We start from the raw sequence: 26,174 nt of genomic DNA on the forward strand, positions 1-26,174 counted from the left end.
TGGTCTTGAAATCCTTTGATTCCTTTCTTTCTGATTTCAGAGGAAACAGTTCCTCATTTCCCTTCATGCCCTTCATATTGCGGTGTATTATATAATTCCGGAAAGAATAAGTGTTAATAGTGAGATGATGGAAAGACCTAAAGAGATATCTGATCTGGTTTCACTGAGTGCGGAGGCCCTTATTTTATGCGGTTCAACATAGACAATGTCATTTTGCTGCAGGTAGAAGTAAGGAGATTCCAGAAGGTTCTTCTGCGCCAGGTTCAGGCGGGCAGTACTGCGTACTCCGTCTTTCTCTCTAAGAATCAGGACATTGTCCCGTTTGCCGTATAAGGTCAAGTCTCCGGCCAGGCCTATGGCTTCCAAGATATTTATTCTCTCAGTGGGCACAGTGTAGGAATCTGGCTTGTTTACTTCTCCAAGCACGGTGAACCTGAAATTCAGGAACCGGATGTTGACGATAGGGTTTTTGACATGTTTTTTGATTTCTAGCGTCATTTTATCGGTTGCCTGAGCTTTGGTTAACCCTGCCAGTTTCACCTTTCCCAGTACCGGGAAGTTGATACTACCGCTTTTGTCTACCAGGTATCCTTCAGATAATCTTGAGCCGGACCCATTGCTGGCGCTCCCGGGCGTAACCAGGGTGCCGTTGTTGAACAGTTCGTTTGCCTCGGGGCTCAGGCTGCTGACCGTGATCCCCAGAAGGTCATCAGGTTGAATAATCAGTTCTCTGGTGTTTTCAATAATGGTTTCCGTCTCAGGTGATTGCTTCAAATCTTCAAAGTACACAAGATGCTTGGAGGAGGTGCATGAGGTGGCGTATATAATGAGGAATAAGAGCGCTACATATTTTAAAAAAGTGTAAATCTTTAATTCTGAATGAACATTCATGCCCTATTTTTAATAATAGTGTTGGTATTGTATAAAAAAGTATAAGCAATATCTAATTTAGCGTTATTTTCTAAACAACCAAACAGATGGTATCTATTTAATAATTTATTGAAGTTAATGGGTTGCCCTATACTAAGAAGGTAGTATTCTGGTCTTTCTTTTAATGTAATGCTCTTGTTTCTTAAGATCTGATGACGTGGATTCTTTCGTTTGTTTTAGGGGGAGGGGGAAATCCGAAGATTACTTAAAGTTAGCCAATTATATTAGAAAGCAAAAATAAGTTTAAATAAATATTGAAATAGTTATGTTGTGCTCTTTGGGATAGAAGCCTTCTAAAAGCAAGTTGGTAAACAGAAACAAAGAGCCCAACCGGTGTTTTGAAGCTTTTTTCTTAAAAGTAGCGTCAAAACACCGGTTGGGCTCTCAATGAATAGAAATGATGGTTTAACTCAATTTAGGTTCAGGAGCGTTAGCGGCAATCAGCTTTTCCTTTTTAAGTTCTTTCCAGAAATCGGCAGGAATACGGGTTTTGAAAGAGGCGGCATTATCTGCCGATTGCTTTGGGTTGCTGGCGCCCGGTATCACAGATGTCACAATGGCGGGTGCGGCAGAAAACTGCAGGGCCGCCGTGCGCAGATCTACCTTGTGGTTCTGGGCAATGGCACTCATTCTATTGCGTTTCTGTAAGTAGCCCTCCGGGATGGTATTGCCATAGTTGTACCGGTCCTTGCCGGCCAGGAACCCGGCGTTGAGCGGAGCCCCAATCACAAGGGAAACGTCTTTTTTCTCGCAGGCCGGAAACAACCGGCTGAGGGCATCCTGGTGGTACATAAGGGAATACTGGGTTGCCGAGAGCATGATGGTAGGCTCTGCCACCTCCAGGGTTTTCAGAATAGGTTCAATGCGGTTCACGCCCAGTCCCCAGGCTTTGATAATGCCCTCTTCCCGCATCTTGGTAAGCTCAGGCATGGCACCCTTCTGGGCCTGTTGGAAATACTCGGTCCAGTTCTCTTTCATGTCGCCGTTGTCTGGTGACAGGTCATGGATGAACACAATGTCAATGCTGGAAAGGCCCAGCCTGAGCAAACTGTCTTCCACCGATCTGCGCACCCCGGCGGCCGAATAGTCATACTTGAACTTAAAGTTCAGTTTGCCTTTCCAGATATCGTTGGGGTTTTCCTTGAAGTTAGGCTCTGGCTCAAACACCCGGCCTACCTTTGTGGATAACACATATTCATTCCGGTTCTTGTTGAAAAGGAAATGCCCCATGCGGCGCTCGCTTAAGCCATAGCCATAGAAAGGAGAGGTGTCAAAGTAGCGCACCCCGGCGTTCCAGGCTGCTTGCATGGCCTCGTTGATCTGTTCATTGGTGTTTATATGGAAGGCATTGCCGGCAGCTACTCCGCCCATCCCAGATTTGTTGGGCAGCCGGTAACCGGCTTTCATTTGTTCAAATTCCACTTCAGGCATTTCAGGTTGATTAGGGGTAAACTGATTTTCTGCGGCAAAAGCCGAGGAGAGCAGGGGAGAAAACGCGGTGGCAGCAGTGGCCAGAGCCGTCTTGGTTATAAAATCACGTCTTGAAACCATACTTTTCAAGTAAATTAATAGGAAGCTAACTAGAGTCTAGGGGATGATCTTATTGTCTCTGAGCGTCTGGAACGTTTGCAGCATGTGCTCAATGCTGTCAAGGTGCATTTCATGGAAGCCATACCGCCGGGCTTTGTTCACGTCAAAGAAGGCATCGTATTCGGTGTTGAAAATAAAATCCCCGAAGCCCCATTGCACTAACTTGTCCAGCTTGTAGGGTTGTAGGCCGTATTTCTGCACCATCTGGTCCCAGAGCGGACCTTTGTCGGCCATGTACTCCTGCAGGGAGAACGTCTGGGGCTGATCGATCTCCACGCCAAAGAACTCCCCGAATTTCTTCCAGGCCTGTTCCCACCGGAAGACATCGCCGTTGGTGATGTTGAAGATCTCCTCCCGCGTGTTCTGGTTCAAGGCGGCCCATTCCATGCTCTTGGACAGCACCTCAACCCCGGTTACGTTCACCACCACCTGATACGCCCTGGGCGTACCCGGAAAACGCATGGCCACGTTAAGTTCCTTGCACATACTGGCGTACGCGGCAATAAGGTTAGACAGGTTCATTGGGTTGCCCACCGTGAAGCCGATGACAATATCGGGCCGTAGGGCAGTCCAGCTCCATTTTTTGCCTTTTGATGCCTGCCGCAGGAAATCTTCCTGGCTGTAGTAGAAGTTGGGCGGAAAGGTACGCAAATCGGTTTCCTTGGCAGGGGTTTTATAGATGCCCAGGTGGGCTCCATACGCCTTGCCGCCCTGAATAAAGGTGACATGCTCAAAATTGGGGGCTACCTGTTCTATGCCGTTGATGAGGTTTTCCAGCAGAGCAAGGTTCACACTGGTTTGTTCGGCCAGGGTTTTGTTTTCAATATAGGAGGCGAAAAACACGTGGGTTACGCCTTTCAGCTCGTCGGCTTTGGCCTGTACTGCGTTGGGGTCCAGCAGATCCAGGGGCACAAACGTGGCCGGGGTTTCATAGTGCAGCGGAGTGCGGGAGGTGACAATCACGTCCCAATTACCGGTTTGGGTCAGGTACTGGGCCAGGTTGCTACCAATAATTCCGTTGCCTCCGGCCACCAAAGCAGTTTTCTTGTTGTTCATACTTCCGGGTAAGGTTCTTCCTCCAACATACGGGTTTGAGGCTGATTCATCCGATATCTTATGAAGTAATTGCGGTTTCCCGGCAGGAAGTAAGTTTCACGGGAAAACTCTTAGTAGGCGGTTATCTGCTGGTTTACACAGGTCAGCTTTGCCCGACTAAAAGTAGGCAAGTGTGTTTTACAGCCCTTTTCAAGAAACCAGGCCTGAAACAGCTAAGAACTTGCGCCTGTTTAGGGAGAAGCGAAACGGAGAAACAAGAGCTGGAAATTAGCCACAGTCGTTGTGTGGATTAGGTGACAGTTATCGGTTGTTAGGGCTAATTCTCTTCTATTATTAATATTGCTGCAATAGAGCAGATAAAACCGTTTACGGCCCGTTTTCAGAAAAACAGGTCGTAAACGGTTGCAGAGCCACTCTCAAATCATATGGCGATCAACGCCGGCTGATGGATTCGTTCAGTCTGGTGAATCTGATGTTTCTGACCACCGGATTGCTGTAGTCAAGGGCGGTGACTTTCCCGGCTTTATCGCGCAGGAACCGCACGGTTACCCCACCAAGCTGATAGGTGTCTCGGTCAACGGGAGTAAAGCTGAATCCCGCGCCGGGCGCATCGTTGGCGCGGCCCTTCAAGCCATCTTTTCCGGCAGTCATGTCAAAAAACGCCCCTAGTTCATCGCTTACGAATCGGCCTGCCAAGGCTTGCAGATCAGTGGCGGAGGGGGTGTAGGGCTTCACGCGGCGATATTGTGAGATTTGCCCTTCCATAGATTTGAGTTCTAGTTGGTCTAGAGACGGGAAGTGAAGCTCAAACTCGTCCTGCGACATGAATTGCACGAAAGCGCCAGAGCGGCGGTATTTATCTTTAGCCACTGGCAGTAGAATGGGCCCACCTGCCACCCTGAACCGGTCACGGTCCACTGCCAGGCGCAGCAATTTACCGGTTTTCTCATTGATGAAAAGCCCCGCTTTGGTTTTCGCTTCCTGGAGGGCATCGCCGGTGAGGGCAGGGGGCGTGCCGGCTACGGCTTTCTGGGAGTCTGCATACGTCACAAACAGGTCAGCAACCCGCTCCGCGATGCCTGTGGCCGGCATGGCGTCTGAATTACAAAGGACAGCAATGGAAATGCCTTGCTCCGGAAAACGGCCCAGCCAGGAGTGATACCCGGCCGCGCCACCGGAATGCCATACCTCTTTCACCCCACGAAAGGTCTCCAGGAACAGGCCCCGGGCGTAGCCAAGCTTTCTGCCGTTGTTAAGCTTTGCCGGCTCCTGCAGCTTGTCACTGACGAACTTACTGAGGCGATTGTTTGTGAGGGCATCGTTCCAGATAACAAGGTCGTTGGCCGTGCTGAGGATAGCGCCGCCACCTCTGTCATTGCCCCAGTACATATCCTGTTTCCAGCCGTCTTTCTTTTTCTCGTACGCAAGAGCACGGTTCTTTATGACATCGGTCATATCCACCACGTAAGAGGTAGACTTCATCCCGAGCGGCTCAAACAGGCGCTTTTGCATGAACTCGGCAAAGGACATTCCGCTCGTACGCGCCACAATTTCCGTTAGAAGCACGTAGCCGCTGTTTGAATAAGACCACTCCTCGCCGGGTTTGAAATTGAGGCCACGCTGACGCAGAATCAGGGTAAGAGCATCAGGCTTTCCGTTGGCCAGCGGCAACATCCCCGTCCAGTCCCGAAGCCCGCTGGTATGCGTGAGCAGGTGATCTAGCGTGATCTTCTGGCCATAATCGGGTAGCTCCGGGAGGTACTTGCGAATGTCTTCGGTAAGCGATAACCGGTTCTCTTCCACCAGCAGGAGGGTGGCCGCCGCTATAAACTGTTTCCTGACCGACCCGATATCAAAGATGGAGTTGGTAGTGATGGGGGCATCGCGCTCAAGATCGGCAGAGCCGTACCCTCGGTTGAAAACGACTTTCCCGTTCTGCGAAACCGCGCAGGAACAGCCGGGCTTTTCCTTCGTGGCCCAACTGAAGATCTTCTCAAGCTCAGCGGTTTTGTCCTGCGCATACATTGGCACGCTCACCAGAAAGGTAGAGAGCACGGTTAAAACGGAAAGGAAGCCTTTTAGAGTCAATTTTGTTGATGCTTGACTCTGCAAGTGACAGGGTTTTGGGGTGTTGATGACTTGTAGTTTCATAAGCTTATGATGTTTAAGAATGGAAGATGCTGAGGTATGAGGCTTTGATAAAAAGAACTTTGAATTACAAAGTGAATACCCAAAAAAAGAGCAGAGAAAGTTAGAGGAAGTACCTACCAGTGCAAATGCATACCTGAAAGGCGAGAGGTGAATTGCGAGGTAGTACATGGTATAAAAGGCAGTGAAAGAATTGTGGTTACTTGGCTTTGTCATAGGCTTCCAGGCATTTGTCTAAGGGTTGTCCTTCTTGGTGGATACAGTCACAAAAAGTAAGGCACGCCTGCGGGTTTTGCTTGTCCTTACATTGCATGGTGCAATCTTTTAGCATATTGTGGGGCATTATTTCAAAAGCATTGGTTAAAAACAGGACTACCAGCGCAACGGTGGTTACCACCCCGGCAAAGAACTTCGTGGGGAACGTGTTATTGAGGTCATTCCACTTAGGAAATCCTTGCTGGCTGGCACCATGATTAAATGGCAGAATGAATTTCCAGGTATGGTAGTACCAGCAGAGCAGATACAGATTGGCCAGGACCATGAGCGGGGAGGTGATGAGTGATCCATCGAAACGCACGGCAAGCGACAGAATGCAGATGTTTAAGATGATAGGGAAGTAAATGACTGCTCCCAGGATTGCCGTACGGGGAACCAGTAGTAAAACCGCTGCCGTAACCTGCATGATCCCAATCATGGTGTAGTAATAACCCGTGTGGTAAACGGCTTCCAGGTAATTGCCCATTGGATGGTTAACCGACAAAACCGTGAACCGCTCCCCCAGGATTTTTACCAACCCAGAAGGGATAAAGCCGGCCGCCAAAGCCACTCTGCAGAAAATGGCAAACAGCCATAACCACCTGTTTTCTCTGGCTTGGGAATGGAGTTGGTCTAACCTTAAAGAAAGAGACATGGTCTGTTTGGGGTATGCCACCGGTTTGCTTTCTCCTGGCTTGGTTAAGACCTGATAACCCAATCATCCACCATGTCGCCAAGGTCACTCACGCCCAGGGTGAACATGACGATAGCTACGAACAGGATGACTTTCACTGCCAGTGGAATAGAGAAACCGAATCTGCTCTGAAGCAGCTGGTTGGTTGGCGGAGCGTAAATAAATGCAAGCACAAAGTAGGCAATACCTGGTACAGGATGTATCAATACTACATTGATGACCCCAATCACAAATAGGGTAAAGGCGAATACCCAACTGAAAATACTGCTTATGTTAATTGTCTTATCCATCACTCGTTTTCTTTAGTTTTTCAAAACCTAAGGCTAAATCAGACTTACGGATTCAAGCCCTTGCAGAAGGTGAAGGGCTATTGGCGTTTTCTTATTCAAATCCGAAAAGCAGGGGGAAAATGAACACTACCACAATGGTCCAGACAAAGTACACCGGCAAGTACAGGGTAATGGCTCTGCCGACTTCGGTAATTGCTGCTTTCTTCCTGATTGTTTTGAACAGCATCACGGTAACCAACAGCAGGTGCACTAAGATGAGAACATTCCCGCCTAGCACCGCCAATCGGTTAGGGGTGATGCCCCACTCTGAAATCCGGAAGGAAATGGCTGAGAGCGCAATACCGTTCACTACCACCGTGACAATTGATAGCAGAAGGAGTACCCATGCCCCCGAAGCAGGTTTGCCTTGGGTGGAGTTTTCGGCCACGGAGAAGAAAATCAGGGCCATCACCCCAATGAGCAGTACGTTGAAGAGTAGCAGGAACTCCCGGTCATTGTAAGGGTCTTTGCCGGAGAAAATAATAGCCCCCAAATAGATGACCAGCATCACCAATACCAACGGACTGAAGATCTTGGCAATTACCGGCGATACTTTGTTGACCAGTTGTGGATTGGTTTGAGTCAGGAAAGACGCTACAATTGGCACGGCCGGTAACCCAAAAGCCACCACATACTCAAAGTAAAACTTCTCAATCTGGAACCCGATCAGGGAAAACAAGCCAATGGTAATGCCCGTCATGATTCCGCCGGCAATCACCAACAGCGCCGACATCACGGCCAAGTCGCCGTTAAAGCGTAGGAAGCTGAGCCGTTTCTGGTAATCGCCCAGTTCATTACCGGCAAACGAAACCCCAAGGATCACCCACAGCAGCAGCGGCAAATGGATGCAGGCCAATACCAGAGTGTCACTGTTAGGGTTGTTTGGCAGGAAGTTGATATACACCAGGCAGGCCACAATTGCCCCAGCCAGAACGGCTATTCTGGTTACGGTTAGGTTGTTCTTCCAGGCAAAGTACGCTGCCAGGAAGGGGAACACCAGAAAACTGATATGTCTGGGATAAAAGTACTCTTCGTTGATGTTGAAGATGGCGGGGAATTTGGCAAACAGGCCCGCTATGAGGGAAGCGATTACCACAAACAAGAACTCCTTTCTGGAACCCCAGGAAATATCATCTGATTCGTAGTTCAGGCGCTCATTCCAATAATCGGCCAGGATATTCCCTTTCAGTTCAGGGTATAGACCGCTGAATTCCCGTTTAAAGGGGGCTTTGTTGCCCCGGTACAACTTCTCAAGTTGCCTGGGGTTTTGTAAGTTGGAAAGTATTTGATCACGCATGGCTCTATTGTTTAAATGCTTGTATGAAGATTGCTTTTCTGCATGCTTAATCCCACATAGTACCGTCTAAGCCCAGCACTACTCCTAGCCAAAGACCAACAAGGTAAACGCCTATGCCTAAAAGGACAGCCAATACTCTGTTGAAGCCACGGGCACTCTGGTACATCATAAAGGCGTAAAAGGCGCCGCCTGCCGCTCCTGCTAAAGGGATAATGATAAGTGGTCTAACCATCCAGTACTTTCCCCAGGCTGGGCTTGGCGCATCTGCCCCAACTACAAAGAATAAGGCAACAAGTAGGGCAATTACAGCACCCACTACCACTGGTTTTACTGGTGCTAGTGGAGGGTTGGTTTGTGTGGTTGTGTTTTTCTGCGTCATGGTTTTATAAGTTAGATTATGTGATTCGGTTTGTGGTTAAAGTACTTTGAAATACAAAGTAATGGGGTAAAAAAAATTAGTCGTTCTGCCGGTTGTTCAAAATTAGTTGCTCTAAAGCATCTAAATGGCTTTTGAAGGCTTGGCGGCCCGCATCGGTGGCAAGGTAGGTAGTTTGGGGCTTACGGCCTACAAACTGCTTTTCCACCCGCAGGTACTCGGCTTCTTCCAGCGCACGCAAGTGACTGGCCAGATTGCCGTCAGTTAATTGCAGGGTTTCTTTCAGGGTGTTGAAATCAACCTTGTCTTCCACCATCAGCACCGACATAATGCCCAACCGGGCTCTGCTTTCAAAAGCTTTGTTTATATTTTCAAGAAACGTTTTCAAAAGACGTCTATCGCTCGTATTTAAAGTACAACAGCGCACCGTACACAATGTGCAGCACACCAAACCCTATTGTCCAGGACAGCAACCCGTACCCTACAAAGAAGCTGGACAATAACCCCAAAACCAACTCGCAAATACCCAAATACCTAATATCACTGAACGTATACTTGCTGCCGTTAATCAGGGCCAAACCGTAGAAAACCAGCATAGCCGGGGCAACTAAGTACAAAATTCCGTGGTAAAGCAGCACGCCGCAAAACACCCCGCCCGCAGCCAGCGGAATGGCCAGGTTCCACAGCAACCTCTTTGATTGGTTATCCCAGATGCGCTGATTGTTGGTACGGGCCCGGCGGATGGTAAAGAAAGAGGCCAACCCTAGGGCTACTACCAATACACCAAGTGCCACGGTTAATAAGAAAAGGATAATCTCCTGGTTGAGCACAAAGTCCCTGCTGCTTCCCTGGTAGGCAATGTCATGCTTTCCAAAGTACCAAATTACTACACCAGCCCCCGCAAGTGCCGAAAGCCCCGCCGAAATACCTGAAAGTCCGCTAAGAGAAATAAACCGCGAAGAGCGATCCATGATGTTGCGGATCTCGTGTAGTGCTGCTAATTGTTCTTGCTGCTGATTCATTTTAAAGTACTTTGCGATTCAAAGTTACAAATCATTTACGTAATGTCAATAGAGGAGGATGAACTATTTTGTAAAATCGATTTAGGGCTGGATTACCTTGGTTAGCAGGAACAACGCCGCTTTTTGGCTTGAGATTACCCGAAGTAAGGGATTGTGTATTAAGCAATTCAAAGGTTGTAAGTAACGGTTCCAACTTCTGAGTAGCCTGATGATACTCTCACTTAACCACTACCACCAGATTGAGCAAGGCTACATCTGTCCAGGTTTTCCAAGTGCATAAAAAAAGCAGGGCCATCAAGATTTACACCGGCATGGGCAGTAATGGGTTGGCAGTCTATGAGCAATGGCTATATTAGCTGTTAATAGATTTTGGGAGGGATGTTGCCGATTGGAATAGGGAAGGGTAAGATGGCTTGGAAAACAGTTATCTGGTCTCCATCCAAAGTGCCAATAACCGGAACAGCTCCATATACACAATAGTTGGGCTTAATTTAAATTATGAAGCAACTTATTATTCTATTACTTATTTTAGCCATACTACCCTTGGCATGTAAAGACACAAAAAGTAATGGTGAACATACAGATACTATCCAAAGCTTAGAAAATAAAGCAACTGAATTTAGTATAAATGATTTTAGTGATTCTTTTAAGGGAGTTTGGTTGCCAAAGGAATATGTACAATCATTAATCGAAACTATGTCAGCTTATATCTCCTCAAAATTCATCCCCGACATAGCGGAGCTACAGATTAACCCCATTAAAATTTCAGGAGACACTTTAGAGGTCAATTCAAGCCTAAGAAACCACGAAGGGTATGCCTTCAAGATTTGGTTTACAAATCAATCCTTACAAAGCAATGTGAGGGATTGGGAAAATGGGGAGTATACTTCTCAATGGCAGTACAGCACCAAACAGGACACTTCGCTATCTCTCATTAAAAGAGATAAAACTGGAAAAATAGTGAATACCATAGAATTTGTGCGGGTCAGCGGCGGAGATAGGCTTTCAGAATTTGATGGTGAAGGGTATGGCTACCTTGCAAACAAATCAATACTCAAAGGAGATTACCTTGTTTTTGATAAAGTAGGACACAAAAAGTGGAGTGTAAATTTTGACCCTGAGAATAAAAAGATAACAGGCTATAATTTTAATTTCTATCAACTACAAACAGACTTCGGTGTTGGACCTGAATATAAAGGAGATATGCTAATTCTCTCTCAGACGCTTGATGATTACCAAGGTTCAGAATCATTTGCTTTTAAGGTGAAAAAAGACACCATTCAACTTTGGTCAACACGTGAAGACACTATAGACTTCACCTTAAAAGAAAAGGACTTAGTATTTGAAATGGTAAAAAAGAAAAACTAAGCCCAACACTGTATAAAAATCATGCTTCGGCCGACGGCCTCGCACGTTTTTTATACGAGACCGTTGGGTGTAATTAATATAAATTTAGAATTGCCTTCATGAGCTCTAAAAACTCAATCCTATTATTATTTTGTACAGCGTTATTTGGATGCTCTAATTCGCAGGATTGTAAATGCCTTGGCAATAATGAAGTATTGATACAGGAGTTAAAATCGACTGCGAATATAATTAAACTTACGAAAGTAGAACAAGGAGCTTTTGGGAGTACTATAAATTTAAAAGTATGCGATTCTTCTAACATATTAATAGAACAAATTGGATTAAGAGGCGAGGATTATTTGCCGACAGTTGATAGTATTACTGGTAAAAAAATATTTATACATTATTCATTTCCAGAAAACTGCAATTCAGGTCCAACAGAAAAAGGTTTAAAGTTTGAAAGTGTAGTTTTGGGTGAGGCATTACTTGATAGTAGTTCTCTGAAGTTCAGCTATACCTTTATGAATAAAAAATAACTCCATCCAACACTGGTAGCTGTTGCACAACTCTTGAGTAAAGTAGCGTTTCTTTACTTGCCTCCGTTCGTTTCTTGATTTCTCCTCGATCCTCAAGGCCAAAGAAGCCTGAAGAAGCGGCTGCAGAGGGCCCGGGCAGGGCCATGACCGCTGATTGCCTTGTTTTTGGGGTGAAGCGCAGCAGTTTCCTCAGGTTATAGGCCGCCGCGGCCAGCAGCATGCCTTTATGCGCCTGTTTGATGCCCCTAATGTTGATCTTTCTCAAGCCCATGTAGTTGGTGAGCGTGCCCAGCACCGGCTCCACGGTAGCCTGCCTGAGCCCTTTCATCCTCCTGCCGTAGCGACTTTGTAGCCGGGCGATCGCCCGCTCGTACTCCTCCCGGTAGTAGGTGATCTCCACCTTCCTCTCGTGGCTCTTGCCAATACAACTCCCCCTCAAGGGGCAGCCCCTGCAGTCCCTGCGGGTGGTGAAGTAAACCTTCTTCCTGATGTTGTTCTTGGGCTCCACCTTCACCTTCCGGAAAGTGGCCCTCTTGCCCTGCGGGCAAACCCAGCAGTCCTCTTCTTCATTATAGCCAAAGCCCTCAGGCCCTCCCTTGTAGGTGCCGTGCGGCGGGATGAAGGATGTGATGCCTTCCTGCTCCAGCAGGGCGTAGTTCTCGCCCGAGGAGTAGCCGGCGTCCGCCAGCAGCGTGTCGCAGCCCAGGCCCATCTGCCGCAGCCTATCGGTGAGCGGGGCAAGCACGGATGGCAGGCACTGGTTGTCCTTCCTGTCGGCCAGGTCGGCCTGCACATGGGTGATGGTGTGGTGGGCGGTATCCACCGAGAGCTGGGCCAGGTAGCAGAGCTTGCGGGCCTTGCCGGGCTTGACGGCGATGCGCGCGTCGGGGTCCACGGGGGAGTAGTGGGTCTTGTTGGAGGTGTATTTGCTGCCTTTATTATGGGCTCCCGGCCGCAGGTCCTGCTGTAGGCTCCAGTTGCGGTGGCGGGCCTTTATCCCCTGCAGCTCGTCATGGCTGGCGGTGATGGTCTGCTGCTGAAGAGACGCTTTGTTATGAGTAGTTTTCCGGTCAGCGCGGCTGATGGCCCTGATCCGCTCCAGATGCGCGTCCAACTCCTGCTGGGGCACCTTCAACTCCAGAGAGTCCATTGAGGCGTTGGCCTTGACCAGGGCCGAGTCCACCACCTGGGTGTGGCCCGCTACCATGCCCGCCTCCGCGCACAGGGAGAGCACCCGGGTGAAGACCTCTTCGAACAGATTTGGAGGCAGAAGCTGGCGGGTGCGCGAGACGGTGGAGTGCCAGGGCAGCGGCTCGTCGAGCTGGTAGCCCAGGAAGTAGAGCAGGTCCAGCCGCAGGCCGCAGTGCTCGATGAGCCTGCGGTCGGAGACGATGTTCTCCAGGTAGCCCACCAGGCACAGCTTGAAGAAGACCACCGGGTCAATGCTGTGCTGGCCGCAGCGCCCGTAGTAGGGACGGGTGAGACCGTAGAGGAATGAGAGGTCTAGCCTGTCTTTGAGCCGCCGGTAGAAGTTGTGCTCCGGCACGTGCGCCGAGAGCGAGAAGCGCAGCTCCCGCTCGTCCTCGAATCTCTTCCTGCCCTGCATAGTCGTCGCTGTTGGTCTTCTGTCTATAAACGACTATCTTCCACCGGTTGTGCAACAAGCACACTGCATAAGCGCCATGCTTCGACCGACGGCCTTGCACGCCTCATGCACGAGGCCGTTAGCCAAAAATAAAAATCAATCAACAGCCTTGAGCAAGGACATAGCCATATATGAAAACCTAGTAACCTCTTGGAAAAAAGTAGGCGTCAAGGTAAATCATGGTCTAACGGAGCTTGAAATAAAAGAACTGGAAAACAGACTGAAATTCGAATTTCCTGACGACTTTAGGCTATACCTTAAACAAGCAAACGGTCTTGAGGACTTTGAATGGGATATAGAGATGATTTCATTCTGGTCTGCCCAACGAATTGAAAATGAATTCCCCGACCAACCAGCTACACTGATTTGCTTTGCCGATTACTTGATAAACTCCCACACTTTTGGATTTAATAGAGAGACAAAGAAAATATATGTTAGCTATTGGGGCTTGAACCTCATTGAACCGTTCGCGGATTCATTCACGGAGTTCATTTCCATCTACCTGAATGAAAAGGGAAAGCTGTTGCAGTAACAGTCAAAAATTTAGCCTTTAAGTTGTTTTGGGGTAGCTTTTGTAAAAACAGGCAAAAACAAAAGAATAACTTTGGCTTACAAGGTGCATAAGCCATGCTGCGGCCGACGGCCTTGCATGTCTCATGCACTAGACGTTGGGCCGCAAGCATTGCCACCAAAAGAAAAGATAATATGAAATTAGGTGCATTTTCAATTAGTCTGAATGTCAAAGACCTTGAGGCCTCAAGACAATTCTATGAGAGCTTAGGATTCAACGTCTTTGCCGGCAGTATGAAGCAGAATTATCTTATCATGAAGAATGGAAATGCGCTTGTGGGGCTATTCCAAGGAATGTTTGAAGGCAATATTCTGACGTTCAATCCGGGGTGGGATGAAGATGCCAATCACATTGAAAAGTTCAATGATGTGAGAGAGATTCAGCGGCATCTGAAAAGTAAAGGAATCACACTACTGAGCGAGGCCGATGAAGATTCTACCGGACCAGCAAGCTTTATGGTAACGGATCCGGACGGAAATACAATCTTGATTGACCAGCATCGTTAAACAAAAAGTCAAACAATCAATCTGTTCAAACAAGAATTCGTTCAGTCAACATTGTTTAGATAGCTGCCTTTGCACGACTCAAAAAAAACAGCGCAAGTAATAAGCCTCTTGATTTAAGGCTTATTACTTGCGCTGTTTTTTTTTGCAGCTTAGAATCAGTATCTAATTCTAAGCTGCCTAGAACAACCTGCTTATTTAATTAGATTCTTAAATGCCGATCCAAAAATCAGATAAGCGGTATTGCCACCAATGGTGCCCTCGTTCTGGCCCCACAGGAAAGGCCAGTCATCGTAGTTCTCAAAATGGTCAGGTTTTCTGAACAGAATACCAGGGGCAACGTTGCCCGGGATAAAGGAGAAATCAGCCCGGTTGTTACCGTAGAATACTGCTTTAGGACGGGTTGCGCCCACAGTGGCTACCAATGAATAATTGTGGTACGGATGCGCGCCGAACAGGTAGTTGGTGGCTTTGAAAGCATGCTGCCCCTCAATGATCTCAGGGAAGTATTTGCTAGCAAAGCAAACGGTGGTCCCAAAGCTCATTACGTCTCCGCTGCCTGCCCAGTTAGTAAGGCCAATTGGCACTCCGTAAGGATTGTCCTTTTCAAGACCGGCGATGTATTCTTTGTACTTCACCACGTACGGACGGAGCTTTTCTTTATAAGAGGCATCCAGGTGCGGGATAGCATCCAAGGCTGTTAACAGGTTGCCACTCACGTTACGCTCCAGAGAAGGCCATAGAAGCTCCTGGAATCTATCCAGGTATTGCTTTTCGCCGGTGGCGATGTACAACTGAAGGTTGGTGGCCATGTTGGCGGCGTTGCCTCTGCCACTTGTATCCTGCTTCTGATTGGCCAGTAAGGCGGTGGCTTCTTTCAAGAGTCTTTTTGACTGTGTCAACGCTCTCGCCGAAAGATCATCGTTGTATCCCTTCAAGGCTCGGCTGGCGGCGGCAAACATGGTGGCGGCTCTGAGGTCCAGTTCGGGCTCGCGGCTGGTAAACGCCCATAAATCATCCTTCACACCACTGGAGCGGCCATCTTTGGCTACTTCGTAAGGGCCAAGGTTGGGGTTATAAGGAAGGCCGTCTGTCAAGGAGGCGGCGTCACCCAGGTGGTGGTAGTTATCCAGCACGGAGTTGGAGAGCGTCTGGGCCATGTGACCGATGATCTCTGCCTGCGCTACCAGGTTCAGGGTGCCATGCTCAATGAACTGCAACACGTCCGGAATTCCATCAGGGCGGTGAAGATCTACGTACCGCTGCTTTTGGTCAATAAACGTCTGGTCGCGCTGGGGTTTGAAACTCTCCCAGGTTTTGACAAAGTTCTGCACCACGCTGATGTTCGAGCCGGTCTCAATGTCAAAGTCCCCGGCATCAAAGAAACCGCCTACATTCAGGCCCGGGATCAGATCCAGCGCTTTGTACTTGGTATCGGTAGTGGGCCCTTGGGCATGAAGGTCAAAGTGATCGGTGTTAGGCGGCGCCTGGCGGTAACCCTCCTTGAACGGCTCGCCGTGCCACACCCGGTACGCCTCGTTCACAAACATGTGGTTCATGTGGATGGGGATCCATATGTCGCTGGTGGCATCGGTGATTTTGCTGTACACCTGCTCCCCGATCAGGAAATTATTGGTCTTGGTGTCTCCGTACTGAATGTAGTAGATACCAGGCGTCTTCACGGATGAGAAATCGAACTTCACATAGTGGTACTTGAAGTAGTCGCCCCAGGGAGCGATTTTGCCGGTGAATACCTTGGTGGCTTTGCCATCATCGCCTACTTTAAAAATAGAGGCGCTTTTAGCGGGTTTGTCTTTCTTGTCTAGTTCAATGATAGAGACTTTGGGTTGCGCAGGGAGGTAGCCCACCTGAGAGAAGCCGATGTTTGGATCTCTTACCCAACCTTTGATGGCGTTTGGCTCCACGGTCCAGGTCAACACCTTGCCTGTTTTCCCAGTTGGGAGCAAGCTGCGCACTACAAACCAGCCGTTCTGAGCCAGCATACGGCCATCGAACAGCATCAGATCGGCATCTTGTGAGGTGATCTTCACCATCCGTTCCTGGGCATCAGGGGCAAACAAAAAGGTACGGCCGGTCTCCAATGGAAGCGGATCAATGAATTTGCCGGTCCCCCGGTCATCAGAAGTGACGTAGCCTTTGAATTGCTTCGGTTTCTGGCTGTTAGGCTTGGTAACGGTGTTGCCTACCACATAGCGCGGGAAGAGATTAGGACGCCCATCCACTAAATAGTTCTTGGCCCAGTATTGCGAGGGTAGGAACTCCAGGTTAAATCCGGCGCTTCCTTCCAGGGCCTTAGGAACGGGTTTATCCAGGTAAACGGCTATCTCCACGCCTTTTCCTTTGGCCGTCACTACTACTCTAGAATCAAAGTTGTATTCTTTGTAGCGTAACGTGGCCTCTACCGTTTTCGCGGCCCGGTCTACCTTGCGGTTCAGGATGTCTGGAACCAGGTCCCACTGCTCCGGCGTGTTGGAGAGCCGTACCGCACCGCCTTGCGCGGTTCTCACGCCGTGGTGAATCAATTCTATCCCGGCGTTCTTCTCATCGTTGAAGCCTCCGGTAAATAGGTTGTTGTACACCAGCACATTGACGCCTTGCTGCTCAAAGTACTCCCGGTCATTGAGCTTCAGATCCTGGCCCGAAGCATACTGGTATGCCCCAAGTAGTAGCATGACTGCTGGTAAAAGTATCCTTCTTTTCATGTTCATTAAATTCGTCTTTTTATATTCAAATAAATAAATGACTGTTAGTTGGTTTTCTTAATGGAACTGAGCATCATTTGCAAGGTGGCATACAAACCTATCAAAGCGCAATGCTTAATCGTGCCAACGTTGGCATTAAGATATTAAATAATCTTCACTGGCAGAAATAATCTTTCATTGCTATCAAATCACCTTCAGAATGCCAGTATTTAAGGCAATTTTATTCATAGATCTGACGGTAATCACTATTCCAGAACTTGTCACATAGAATTCACCTTCGCCGGCTTGGAGCAGGAGCGCGCTGGTCATGGGCTATTATTCGTCATTGGTGTCGGGAGACCAATGACGAATAATAGCCGTGGTGAGGAGTGAACTCGGTTAGCTGAAAGCAGGATAAGTTTGGCTAAAATCACGTTTTCTGTTTTGGGCCTGTGTTTATAAAACTAGCCTAAAAATAAATAGAGCAACGCTTCTTGTTGGCCTTATCCTTTTGAACACCAACAATAAACAGTTGAGATAGTAAGGGTAGTCCAAGAGGAGACTGGATTCAACAAAATCTAAAAAGCATTGAAATGCTTTTTAGTCATAGGTGCTAAGTGCAACGGTTAATTAAGCTTAGTAGCCATTGCCACCTAAATCCATAAACTCCTTGGCTTTATTGATGTCCTGCCCTTTGGGAACGTTACTGTGTGTTCTGTGTATTTGGATAGGTGCGAACCGAAGCGTATCTACAGGATGTAAAGCAGCGGGTAAGCAGAAGTAGAAAGGGTATGCGTACGGAGTAAAAGAAAAACGCCTGTAATGCGGAGCAAAACAGGCGTTCATAAAATCTAGTGTGGTCGCGTAGGGAGAGATGAAAGTTCTTTCCTTAGCACCAAAATACGCTTTAAAGCCTTTTCAGAGGGGTTTTATACAAACCAAGAAGGCAAAGGCCAGCTAGTTCCAGCAGGTAAATGAAGGTAATGTTTTACCTATTGTTTTACCTCTTCAAGTGCCAGGACCAAACAGAAAGCAAATCGATGCTTTCCGGGGTCTTCCAGTGAAGAGATACGGCAGTAGGGCAATCTAATTTTATAACCTAATCATTTATCAATTATGGCCACTGTAAAACTTCTGCTGCGAACAGAAAAATCAGATGCTTCCGGCGAAGCACCTCTCTACATCCGGATCACCAAAGACCGGAAGCCCAAGTACATCTCCTTGGGAATTAAAATACATCCAAAGCACTGGAATGAAGCAGAGAAAAAAGTAAAGAAAGCCCACCCAAATTCCCAAAGGCTCAACAACCTTCTGGCTGTAAAGATTGCCGAAGCAGAAGGTGTAGCCCTTACTTTGGAGACGGCAGAGAAGAATACGCCTGCAATCAAAATCAAGGAAGCCGTCCTCGGTAAGACCTCTGAGAGTTTCTTGAAATATGCAGATCATTACATAAAAGCCTTAGAAAAGAACAATCAGATAAGCACAACTGAGAAAGCTAGAGCTGTTTTCAGCAAGCTACGTGCTTTTCTTAGGAACAGGGACCTTTTATTTGACCAGTTGACGGTAACTTTCCTTAAAAGCTATGAACGTCATCTTAAAGATGAAGTAGGTAACTCCACAAATACAATTCATGCTAACCTAAGGGTTATCCGCCGAATCATCAATGAGGCCATCAGCGAAGACATTATGTCTTTTGAAAAGAACCCTTTTCTGAAGTTTAAGCTAAAACTGGAAAAGACAGTGAAAGCCTACCTTACCGAGGAGGAACTTTTGAAGATCGAGGAACTGCCTTTTAAACCAGGAACCAGGAAGTATGACCATCGGAATATGTACGTGTTTGCCGCCTATGCTGGAGGCCTCCGTATTTCTGATGTACTTCAATTGAAGTGGAAACACTTTGACGGTGAAAGAGTGGTGATCGATACCCATAAAACAGGCAGTACTGTTTCCATCAAGCTTCCTGCTAAAGCCATCACCATTCTAGATGGTTACAGGACGTCAAGTTCGAGGCAGGATGATTTTATCTTCCCTGTCCTGAACCCGCTAAAAGACTACACAAATCCTAGGACTTTGTACACTGCTCTGTCCGCAGCAACTACTTACACTAATAAAGATATCAGGGCAATTGGAGAGCAGATCGGATTTAGTGGTAATTTGAGTTTCCATTCCAGCCGACATACCTGGGCAACTAGAGCCTTGAAAAAGGGCATGAGGATAGAATATGTATCAAAGTTAATGGGACATACCTCAATCAAGACTACTCAGGTTTATGCTAAGATTGTCTCAGAGGAATTAGATAGAGCAATGGATGTTTTTAATTAAAATAGGTCATATAAATTAAAATGGGAAAGAATATAAACCTTGAACTATTCCTAAAACTAAAAGAATTAGGAAATTTTTTTAAAAACTATTCTAAGTTTAAAGCGAATATGTATGGCTTCCATACTGCCTTTTTAGAAAAGAAGCAAAAGGGGGAGATAGGTAACCAAGACTTCGTGCATTATATGACCCAAGCACTGGATTCACGGATAAACTATTTTAGTTTTAACAATTTGGCTGCTAAAATGCTAGGTACTAATCCCAGAGTAATTCATTCAGAAGTTTATTTGGTGGATAAAAGCCTAAAGTATTATAAAAATCTTGTAGAGGATTATCTGTCAGAATCCTCCCATGATTATCAATGGGAGTTCAATCAACTAGAGCAAGAGCTCTCCCATGAACTGTACTCTTTGATGGAAAAAGAAGGGTTGACACGTGAAGAAGCTAAAATGAGGGCCGAAAGTAAGTATCAGCAAGAGTATGATAAAATTGCTTTTCTCAAGGAGGCGATTGAGCCATTCCTTTTGCAGTTGAGGAAAAGCCTTGAAGCAGAGCTTGATTTCATTGATACGGTATATGGACCTCTTTTGAACGAGTTAACCACAGACATTGCGCATGGAAAGGTCGGGGCCGGAAGAATAAAAGAGTTATTGGAGTTGCCGGATGATAAAGTAGGTTTAGTTCTAAACCAAGCGTATCAGAACTTAACTAATGTGATGAGACCTAAAAAGTTAAAAAGGTCCGATTGGAAGGTAGCCCAAATCGCTATCCTATTTTATTATCTACGGCAAGAGAATATCATTAGTGAGAACATTTCTGGTGTGGAGCTGAGTGGCCTAATAAGCCAACTGACTACATATGATAAAGATGCCGTTGAACAAGATTTATCAGCTATTGCAAAGGTAATGTCAACTCATAAATTCAAAACAGACGGAAAGGATGCTGAATTTGTAGCTGAGAGCCTGATAGCATTAATTGAAAAGATCAAACAGGATAAAAGGATTTACATCCACAATGAGTTAGCCTATAGGAAGAAGGAATAAGTTAACCGAAATTTATTAACCACTCCATGCAGCTTGCCTGATCTAATTTCGCTTCCACTAAACAATAGCATGTTTTATGGAAGCGATTTTATTAACTGAAGATACAGCGAACAACCTTTTTTCTAGACTTGCCAGCATTGAGGCCTGCCTTAAGGCTATCAAAACAATCAATTATGAATGGTGGCTTGACAATGACGAGGCGCAAAAGCTTCTTAAGGTCAGTAAGAGGACCCTTCAGAACTGGCGAGACATGGGTATCATCGCTTTCAGCCAGGTAGGACACAAGATATACTACCGAAGGTCTGATGTGGATGCAATGCTCCTCAAACACTATAATCAGGCTTTCAAGCCTCCTTAAATAATTTTAATACTTAGGCCCTTAATGCAGCTTGGCTGCAAAGTGAACTAGTGTTTAATGATAAATTATTAATAGGATGAGTTTTGAAAATAATGGTTCTGATGAGCAGGACCCACAACAAGAGGGGGGACGTATCCCATCTATAATCACTGCAAGGCAATTAGCTGCTATTGAAGGTGAAACTAGCCAAAGATTCCTGTTAGAGCCTTTTCTTCCGGTAGTAGGCACTGCCCTTGTGGCTGGTCAGCCTGATACAGGTAAAAGCCAGTTTGCAAGACAACTAGCCATCCTGATTTCCCACGGTGCGGGTGAGTTCCTGGGATTCCAATTGAACCTGTCACACCATAAGGCTATTTACCTTGCTACGGAAGATGACCCAATAAGCTGTAAGGAATTACAAGGCAGACAGCATGAAGGGTTAGGGCTACAGCCGAATGAGAGCCTAAGGTTTGTTTTTCCTGAGGTCCTTGACCAGAAAGCAATCCTTCACACCCTTGAAGATGCCCTTACAGCAGAGCCTGCTGATTTGGTTGTGGTGGATAGTTTCAGTGATGTTTTTGGTGGGAATGACATGAACAGTAATAGTCAGATGCGCCAAACAGTGAATAGCTTTGATTCACTCGCCAAGAAGCATAAATGCTTAATTTTATTCGTTCACCACATCAACAAGGCTGCATACGGAAAGGCTGCCACCCAGCAGGGAATCCAAGGAGGGAGCGGTTTAACCCAGAAAGTTAGGTTAGCTTGGCAGATTTCACCAGGGGAGAGTAACAAAAAACACCTTTCAGTTACCAAAGGGAACTACTGTCCTAGGGAATATAAAGAGAAAGCCTTGGTTCTGATATTCAATGAGGAGACCTTCATCTTCTCACTGACAGAAGAGACCGTCAATATTGGGTTAGTAAGCTCTGAGGCAGAGTTGTCTAGGGTAGAAAAGGAAATATCCTTCTGCATTCCCATAGTTAGACAACTGCTTGAGGAAAGCCACGGTATGACCTACAAGGACCTATATGAATCTATAATGACAGAATTAGATGTGTCCGAAGCAACAGCGAAAAGGCGAATCGCAACACTTTATGAGATGAAGTACATAAAGAAGGGGGCTGACAAGAGGTACTTCTGGGATCAGGAAGATGATGACCCTAATCCTGATCATCCTGATAATAACTTGGAACCACCTCTAAATTAGTATCAAGTATCAGGAGTCCAATTTCTTAGGGTTTTTATGGGTTGATACTTTGATACCATATGATAAAGAACTTAAAGCTCACTTTAAAAGGTGGGCTTTATTTTTGCCTTGGTTTGATTCAAAGCAATGATAGGTTCTTGTTAAGTAGCTTCAGTGTTCCCTGAATGGAAGTCAGATTAGTTTAGGAATGTGTTAGGTATCAAGGTCTCACAATATTTATTTCCTTGGGTTTTGATATTCCTGATACCTGATATTCCCCTTTTTGCATTATCTCACCTCACCTGCCTTTTACCCTATAAGTAATCCAGCCTGCTAAGTATTTGTTAGTACGTTAATCTCTTTGACTGATCATCCCTAATCCCCTTGATCATGCCTGTTAAGTATGATTTGCTAATCAAGCATACGCAATTATATATAGCTTAAAATTGAAAAGGCCCCACATAAAATTTTTTTGGTATTTATTTTTTTTCTGTGCCAATGTAAAGAACACTCTGCACCCGCTACATGCCCCACCCATGTGTTGGAGGCAAGGTGCCCCCAGGTACAAATGTCTAACTTTAAATGTTTAAACCTATGGTAACCGTTACTGGATTCAAAAGAAGAAACACCGCCGATGGAAAGAAATTCAACGTGCTCATCCTGCAAGGGGATCTGGAGTTTCTTCCCTCAAAAACAACGGGGAAGTTCTATGCAACTGCCAAAACCTGTACCGTGTCCTGTACCTTCAATGATGTGATCTGCCAGGGGTTGATCGGAAAAACGATACCTGGTGCCATAGAGAGGATGGAGACAGAGCCTTACAAATTCGTGGTGCCAGAAAGTGGGGAAGTGCTTACCTTGACCCATTCATGGTACTATAACCCCAATCCCAAAACTGTAGAGCAGGAGGTGTTCAACCAAAAGGCAGCTGCCTAAACAAGTCAAGAAGTAGCTAATATGCTACTCCTTTTTTATTCTATTATCAAATGCAACACTTTACCGATAACGGGGAGGGGTTAAACTGTACGGTAGATGATGATAGCTGTCTGTTCCACTCAGAGTACAGGTTGTACAGGGTTCCGTGCCCTTTCCTGGTTACATGCCTCATGGACACTGGACACTTCTTAAAAGGGGACAATGTGGAGGTCCAATGTGTGATAGACGGCAATCCAGGGCAAATTCTTTTCATGGTGAAAGGCGAGCTATTCCCTCATTATTACTTCAGTTTCTCTCCTCCCCACAATCTTACTATTACCCGGCTTAAGTAGAATGATGCTTTTTGTCTGTATTGGAGCTATGTAGTATTTCTTCGCTGGGTTCTTTGAGAAGGTTTCTCCTTAAAAAACCACTGAAAGCAACGTAGCCATGTCCTTAAGCTGCAGGAAGAAGGGAAGGGGTAGCAGTTCATGCTACCCCATTGCAGCTCCTTATTTCTCAACCTTACTTATTCACTTGCTTATGGAAAGTAAACCAGATGGAACAAGTCACCAGGTGGTGACCCAGTTCATGTTCATTGATTATAAAATCTTCAACTCCCTCCAGGCTATTGCAGATAGATTGTGGGAAGTGGAAAAGTACCGCTTCCAGGAAGCCACTGGTATCATAGTTGACTCTGAAGAGTTACTTGACTACTTAGTCAGCTTGTGTGAAAAGAAGGGTCTTACCGACTGCACCTTCTACCATCTTATGATTATTAAACAAAGTTTATTCAATCCATTCTAAACTGACACACATATGGAAAACGCATTAATGAGGGTTAAAACCCAGCATCCAGAACCAGTACTTACAGTTATCAGCAACAGGGAGGTAGACCAACAGTCTGCCTCTTCTGCTTTTATAGAGGCTAACACGGTTTCTATTCCTTTTACAGAGATACAGGAGGAACACATAATCCCGGTCTATGTAAAAGATAATGAGCCTCTGATAAGCCAGTCTGACTTCATCCAGACTACCCAGGAAATAGTCTCAAGTATCTTCCAGGGTGAGCAGATACTAAGTCCTCAGATTCGCTGTAGCCATCCTATAAAAGGCAGAATACCAGAGGCAAAGGATAAACCAGCCAACCAATTGCAGGAATGGGAGAAGACTCTCTATTATGAGCGCATGATGTTCCTAATTGAGATTCCTTCTGTGTTCGACGACATAGATGGAAATACTTTGTCATTGACAGTAGGTGGTGTAAAAGCCTACAACCTAGACAACCTCTACAACAAGAAAGGGGCTGCTGAGCACTTTAAGGTGTTCATAGGGTTCAAGAACATGGTTTGCACCAACTTGTGTGTTAGAACTGATGGTTATCTTTCGGATATAAGGGTAAGCAGCATAGAGCAGCTTTATTCTGCCGTCTATCAGCTTTTGGGTTCTTATAACCAGCACCTTCATTTGAGGCAGATGCAGGAACTTACAAAGTACTCTATCACAGAGAAGCAGTTTGCTCAGCTTATTGGGAGATGCAGGATGTACCCCCATTTGTCTGTAAAGGATAAGAAACAAATTCCTATTCTTCTTTACGGTGACTCCCAGCTTAGTTCTATTTGCAGAGACTACTATAAAGATATAAACTTTTGCAGGCAGGAGGATGGGGAAATCAACCTATGGAGGTTATACAACCTGTTCACCGGAGCTAACAAGTCCACCTATATAGACCAGCTCTTGGACAGGTCAATTAATGCTTTAGACTTCATGATTTATTTAAAGAGGAGTTTGAAAGGAGAGGTAAAAAGCTGGTATTTAGCATCTTAGTGGATGATTGTTGATTTGTGTTATTGATTTAGTTGCTGTTGTAGAAAAAGGAATATAGAATATGTGCAATTGTTCATTCCTTTTTCTACAATATTTTAATGAATTATTTTTTATCCTAGCATTTGGAAAACTTGAAACAACAAGCCAAAAAGAGTTATTTTTAACCTGAAAACTTTTAAAATGGACTCTGCATACCAGTATTTAGAAGGTGATTCTGCCAAAAGGCTGAAAAAGCTGCCTTCGGACGCATATAAATTGATTATTACTTCTCCTCCATATAACATTGGTAAGGAGTATGAGACTAAGGTTTCTGTAAAAAAATATTTAAAAACACAAAAAAGTATAATAAAGGAGTTGATTAGGGTATTACATCCCAATGGAAGCATTTGTTGGCAGGTAGGAAACTTTATTGAGGATGGAGAAGTGTTCCCGCTCGATATTTTTTATTATGAAATATTTAAAGAATTAGGATTGAAATTGCGAAATAGAATAATTTGGCATTTTGGGCACGGATTACATTCTCAAAAACGATTTTCAGGAAGATATGAAGTTATTCTGTGGTTTACTAAAACGGATGATTACACCTTTAATTTAGATGATGTGCGGGTTCCTTCAAAGTACCCGGGGAAAAGACATTTCAAAGGTCCCAAAAAAGGGCAGTATTCTAGCAACCCCATAGGAAAGAACCCTTCTGATTTATGGGAAATAGTTCTTAATGATTGGGAGAATGAAATATGGAATATTCCAAATGTTAAAGCTAACCACTTAGAGAAAACGGAGCATCCTTGTCAGTACCCTATCGAATTAGTAGAAAGATGTATTTTAGCTCTAACTAATGAAGGAGATTTAGTTTTAGATCCATTTGCTGGAGTAGGTTCTACGATGTTAGCCGCTTTAAAGACTAATAGAAAAGTAATAGGAATTGAAAAATATAAGAAGTATATAACTATTGGTCAAGAAAGGATAGATTCTTTTATGAGTGGTAGTTTGAAATTTAGGCCAATTAATAAACCCATTTATGATCACACTCAGAGTAACTTGTCTAGAGTTCCTGAGCAGACTAAAAACTTATTCGACTAAATGAATGTGTTAGAGTTTTCTTATAAAAGAGCAGAGATAGTTCTTGACCAAAGATTAGCATCTGAAATCAGCGAAGTGCTAGTTGGTACCTGCGTTACTTTGCTTAACAAATCATCTAAGGACTTAAGGATAAGTATAGAGGATAAATTAAATGTTTTGGGATGGTCAGATAAAGTTTCGCTCCAGGAAAACTCTAACATTACAATTACATCTATCAATCAGGAGCATGGTTTGTGTGTACAGACAGGTAATTTTAGTAGGTTTTATGCTGATATTCTAAAGCTTGAATATCTCTATAAGAAGGATAAAATAAGAGGGGCTTTTTACATAATATTATCAAAGGATGCAGCAAAAGCTATGAATTTGTCAAATGTTGTTACTTTTGAGAGACTCAAAAGAGAGCTTCAAATATTTTCAGACATTATTACTGTGCCTATCAAAGTATATGGACTAAATATTTAAT

25 protein-coding genes are annotated in these 26,174 nt (G+C 45.5%); 13 read left to right on the forward strand and 12 right to left on the reverse strand.

Annotated elements, in window-relative coordinates; genetic code table 11:
* Positions 1 to 87: 87 nt before the first annotated feature.
* The 10 genes from JT719_RS19260 to JT719_RS19305 all read right to left on the reverse strand — a co-directional run bounded on the left by JT719_RS19260 (position 88) and on the right by JT719_RS19305 (position 9,697).
* A complete protein-coding gene (locus tag JT719_RS19260; protein WP_242693363.1) occupies positions 88 to 774 on the reverse strand; it encodes a polysaccharide biosynthesis/export family protein in 687 nt (228 codons plus the stop codon).
* A gap of 561 nt (positions 775 to 1,335) precedes the next feature.
* Positions 1,336 to 2,481: an aldo/keto reductase gene (locus tag JT719_RS19265; RefSeq protein ID WP_207435525.1), complete on the reverse strand. Its 1,146-nt coding sequence runs from the start codon at positions 2,479 to 2,481 to the stop codon at positions 1,336 to 1,338.
* 36 nt (positions 2,482 to 2,517) lie between these two features.
* Positions 2,518 to 3,576 (reverse strand): SDR family oxidoreductase, encoded by a 1,059-nt coding sequence (locus JT719_RS19270; protein ID WP_207435365.1) that lies wholly within the window; start codon positions 3,574 to 3,576, stop codon positions 2,518 to 2,520.
* Between the two features lie 432 nt (positions 3,577 to 4,008).
* Positions 4,009 to 5,631, reverse strand: coding sequence for a serine hydrolase (locus JT719_RS19275; RefSeq protein ID WP_207435366.1), 1,623 nt, complete (start codon positions 5,629 to 5,631; stop codon positions 4,009 to 4,011).
* Positions 5,632 to 5,923: 292 nt separating this feature from the next.
* Entirely contained in the window at positions 5,924 to 6,655 is a 732-nt protein-coding gene (locus tag JT719_RS19280; RefSeq protein WP_341350783.1) for a DoxX family protein, read from the reverse strand.
* 23 nt (positions 6,656 to 6,678) lie between these two features.
* On the reverse strand, positions 6,679 to 6,963 hold the full coding sequence (locus JT719_RS19285; RefSeq protein ID WP_207435367.1) for a hypothetical protein: 285 nt from the start codon (positions 6,961 to 6,963) through the stop codon (positions 6,679 to 6,681).
* 91 nt (positions 6,964 to 7,054) lie between these two features.
* Positions 7,055 to 8,299, reverse strand: coding sequence for a DUF4153 domain-containing protein (locus JT719_RS19290; RefSeq protein WP_207435368.1), 1,245 nt, complete (start codon positions 8,297 to 8,299; stop codon positions 7,055 to 7,057).
* Positions 8,300 to 8,345: 46 nt separating this feature from the next.
* Positions 8,346 to 8,678, reverse strand: coding sequence for a potassium transporter KefB (locus JT719_RS19295; protein ID WP_207435369.1), 333 nt, complete (start codon positions 8,676 to 8,678; stop codon positions 8,346 to 8,348).
* Between the two features lie 76 nt (positions 8,679 to 8,754).
* Complete coding sequence (locus tag JT719_RS19300; protein ID WP_207435370.1) at positions 8,755 to 9,063, reverse strand: winged helix-turn-helix domain-containing protein; 309 nt, start codon at positions 9,061 to 9,063, stop codon at positions 8,755 to 8,757.
* 7 nt (positions 9,064 to 9,070) lie between these two features.
* Positions 9,071 to 9,697: a hypothetical protein gene (locus JT719_RS19305; RefSeq protein ID WP_207435371.1), complete on the reverse strand. Its 627-nt coding sequence runs from the start codon at positions 9,695 to 9,697 to the stop codon at positions 9,071 to 9,073.
* Positions 9,698 to 10,195: 498 nt separating this feature from the next.
* Between JT719_RS19305 and JT719_RS19310 the strand changes: the two genes are divergently transcribed.
* The gene (locus JT719_RS19310) at positions 10,196 to 11,065 is read left to right on the forward strand and encodes a hypothetical protein (RefSeq protein ID WP_207435372.1); all 870 of its coding nucleotides are present in this window, start codon (positions 10,196 to 10,198) and stop codon (positions 11,063 to 11,065) included.
* 98 nt (positions 11,066 to 11,163) lie between these two features.
* Positions 11,164 to 11,580, forward strand: a complete 417-nt coding sequence (locus JT719_RS19315) for a hypothetical protein (protein WP_207435373.1) — start codon at positions 11,164 to 11,166, stop codon at positions 11,578 to 11,580.
* On the opposite strand, the gene JT719_RS19320 is transcribed toward JT719_RS19315, so the two are convergent.
* Positions 11,564 to 13,186: an IS1182 family transposase gene (locus tag JT719_RS19320; RefSeq protein ID WP_207435374.1), complete on the reverse strand. Its 1,623-nt coding sequence runs from the start codon at positions 13,184 to 13,186 to the stop codon at positions 11,564 to 11,566. The two genes, JT719_RS19315 and JT719_RS19320, sit on opposite strands and share 17 nt — an antisense overlap.
* A gap of 148 nt (positions 13,187 to 13,334) precedes the next feature.
* Between JT719_RS19320 and JT719_RS19325 the strand changes: the two genes are divergently transcribed.
* Together JT719_RS19325 and JT719_RS19330 are read left to right on the forward strand one after the other, a co-directional pair.
* Positions 13,335 to 13,757, forward strand: coding sequence for an SMI1/KNR4 family protein (locus JT719_RS19325; protein ID WP_207435375.1), 423 nt, complete (start codon positions 13,335 to 13,337; stop codon positions 13,755 to 13,757).
* A 173-nt stretch (positions 13,758 to 13,930) separates the two neighbouring features.
* On the forward strand, positions 13,931 to 14,302 hold the full coding sequence (locus tag JT719_RS19330) for a VOC family protein (RefSeq protein WP_207435376.1): 372 nt from the start codon (positions 13,931 to 13,933) through the stop codon (positions 14,300 to 14,302).
* Between the two features lie 191 nt (positions 14,303 to 14,493).
* Here JT719_RS19330 and JT719_RS19335 read toward each other — a convergent pair whose 3' ends face one another.
* Entirely contained in the window at positions 14,494 to 16,992 is a 2,499-nt protein-coding gene (locus JT719_RS19335; protein WP_207435377.1) for a cellulase N-terminal Ig-like domain-containing protein, read from the reverse strand.
* A gap of 1,125 nt (positions 16,993 to 18,117) precedes the next feature.
* Between JT719_RS19335 and JT719_RS19340 the strand changes: the two genes are divergently transcribed.
* The 9 genes from JT719_RS19340 (at position 18,118) to JT719_RS19380 (ending at position 26,173) form a co-directional block, all read left to right on the forward strand.
* Entirely contained in the window at positions 18,118 to 19,323 is a 1,206-nt protein-coding gene (locus tag JT719_RS19340) for a site-specific integrase (RefSeq protein ID WP_207435378.1), read from the forward strand.
* Between the two features lie 20 nt (positions 19,324 to 19,343).
* The gene (locus JT719_RS19345; RefSeq protein ID WP_207435379.1) at positions 19,344 to 20,363 is read left to right on the forward strand and encodes a hypothetical protein; all 1,020 of its coding nucleotides are present in this window, start codon (positions 19,344 to 19,346) and stop codon (positions 20,361 to 20,363) included.
* A 76-nt stretch (positions 20,364 to 20,439) separates the two neighbouring features.
* Positions 20,440 to 20,721: a helix-turn-helix domain-containing protein gene (locus tag JT719_RS19350; protein WP_207435380.1), complete on the forward strand. Its 282-nt coding sequence runs from the start codon at positions 20,440 to 20,442 to the stop codon at positions 20,719 to 20,721.
* A gap of 76 nt (positions 20,722 to 20,797) precedes the next feature.
* Complete coding sequence (locus JT719_RS19355; protein WP_207435381.1) at positions 20,798 to 21,910, forward strand: AAA family ATPase; 1,113 nt, start codon at positions 20,798 to 20,800, stop codon at positions 21,908 to 21,910.
* A 573-nt stretch (positions 21,911 to 22,483) separates the two neighbouring features.
* Positions 22,484 to 22,825, forward strand: coding sequence for a hypothetical protein (locus JT719_RS19360; protein WP_207435382.1), 342 nt, complete (start codon positions 22,484 to 22,486; stop codon positions 22,823 to 22,825).
* 429 nt (positions 22,826 to 23,254) lie between these two features.
* Entirely contained in the window at positions 23,255 to 23,611 is a 357-nt protein-coding gene (locus tag JT719_RS19365) for a hypothetical protein (RefSeq protein ID WP_207435383.1), read from the forward strand.
* Between the two features lie 12 nt (positions 23,612 to 23,623).
* Positions 23,624 to 24,631 (forward strand): DUF3871 family protein, encoded by a 1,008-nt coding sequence (locus JT719_RS19370; protein ID WP_242693364.1) that lies wholly within the window; start codon positions 23,624 to 23,626, stop codon positions 24,629 to 24,631.
* Between the two features lie 180 nt (positions 24,632 to 24,811).
* The gene (locus JT719_RS19375) at positions 24,812 to 25,711 is read left to right on the forward strand and encodes a DNA-methyltransferase (protein ID WP_207435384.1); all 900 of its coding nucleotides are present in this window, start codon (positions 24,812 to 24,814) and stop codon (positions 25,709 to 25,711) included.
* Positions 25,712 to 26,173 (forward strand): BglII/BstYI family type II restriction endonuclease, encoded by a 462-nt coding sequence (locus JT719_RS19380; protein WP_207435385.1) that lies wholly within the window; start codon positions 25,712 to 25,714, stop codon positions 26,171 to 26,173.
* Position 26,174: the final 1 nt, after the last annotated feature.

Source organism: Sabulibacter ruber, from assembly GCF_017355955.1.
In the GTDB taxonomy this organism is placed as follows: Bacteria; Bacteroidota; Bacteroidia; order Cytophagales; family Hymenobacteraceae; genus Nibribacter; species Nibribacter ruber_A.

Excerpts from the sequence above, each read along its gene's own strand:
- JT719_RS19265 (WP_207435525.1), bottom strand. The coding sequence starts at position 2,481 with ATGGTTTCAAGACGTGATTTTATAACCAAGACGGCTCTGGCCACTGCT.
- JT719_RS19270 (WP_207435365.1), bottom strand. The coding sequence starts at position 3,576 with ATGAACAACAAGAAAACTGCTTTGGTGGCCGGAGGCAACGGAATTATT.
- JT719_RS19285 (WP_207435367.1), bottom strand. The coding sequence starts at position 6,963 with ATGGATAAGACAATTAACATAAGCAGTATTTTCAGTTGGGTATTCGCC.
- JT719_RS19290 (WP_207435368.1), bottom strand. The coding sequence starts at position 8,299 with ATGCGTGATCAAATACTTTCCAACTTACAAAACCCCAGGCAACTTGAG.
- JT719_RS19295 (WP_207435369.1), bottom strand. The coding sequence starts at position 8,678 with ATGACGCAGAAAAACACAACCACACAAACCAACCCTCCACTAGCACCA.
- JT719_RS19305 (WP_207435371.1), bottom strand. The coding sequence starts at position 9,697 with ATGAATCAGCAGCAAGAACAATTAGCAGCACTACACGAGATCCGCAAC.
- JT719_RS19310 (WP_207435372.1), top strand. The coding sequence starts at position 10,196 with ATGAAGCAACTTATTATTCTATTACTTATTTTAGCCATACTACCCTTG.
- JT719_RS19315 (WP_207435373.1), top strand. The coding sequence starts at position 11,164 with ATGAGCTCTAAAAACTCAATCCTATTATTATTTTGTACAGCGTTATTT.
- JT719_RS19320 (WP_207435374.1), bottom strand. The coding sequence starts at position 13,186 with ATGCAGGGCAGGAAGAGATTCGAGGACGAGCGGGAGCTGCGCTTCTCG.
- JT719_RS19330 (WP_207435376.1), top strand. The coding sequence starts at position 13,931 with ATGAAATTAGGTGCATTTTCAATTAGTCTGAATGTCAAAGACCTTGAG.
- JT719_RS19335 (WP_207435377.1), bottom strand. The coding sequence starts at position 16,992 with ATGCTACTACTTGGGGCATACCAGTATGCTTCGGGCCAGGATCTGAAG.
- JT719_RS19340 (WP_207435378.1), top strand. The coding sequence starts at position 18,118 with ATGGCCACTGTAAAACTTCTGCTGCGAACAGAAAAATCAGATGCTTCC.
- JT719_RS19345 (WP_207435379.1), top strand. The coding sequence starts at position 19,344 with ATGGGAAAGAATATAAACCTTGAACTATTCCTAAAACTAAAAGAATTA.
- JT719_RS19350 (WP_207435380.1), top strand. The coding sequence starts at position 20,440 with ATGGAAGCGATTTTATTAACTGAAGATACAGCGAACAACCTTTTTTCT.
- JT719_RS19355 (WP_207435381.1), top strand. The coding sequence starts at position 20,798 with ATGAGTTTTGAAAATAATGGTTCTGATGAGCAGGACCCACAACAAGAG.
- JT719_RS19360 (WP_207435382.1), top strand. The coding sequence starts at position 22,484 with ATGGTAACCGTTACTGGATTCAAAAGAAGAAACACCGCCGATGGAAAG.
- JT719_RS19365 (WP_207435383.1), top strand. The coding sequence starts at position 23,255 with ATGTCCTTAAGCTGCAGGAAGAAGGGAAGGGGTAGCAGTTCATGCTAC.
- JT719_RS19370 (WP_242693364.1), top strand. The coding sequence starts at position 23,624 with ATGGAAAACGCATTAATGAGGGTTAAAACCCAGCATCCAGAACCAGTA.
- JT719_RS19375 (WP_207435384.1), top strand. The coding sequence starts at position 24,812 with ATGGACTCTGCATACCAGTATTTAGAAGGTGATTCTGCCAAAAGGCTG.
- JT719_RS19380 (WP_207435385.1), top strand. The coding sequence starts at position 25,712 with ATGAATGTGTTAGAGTTTTCTTATAAAAGAGCAGAGATAGTTCTTGAC.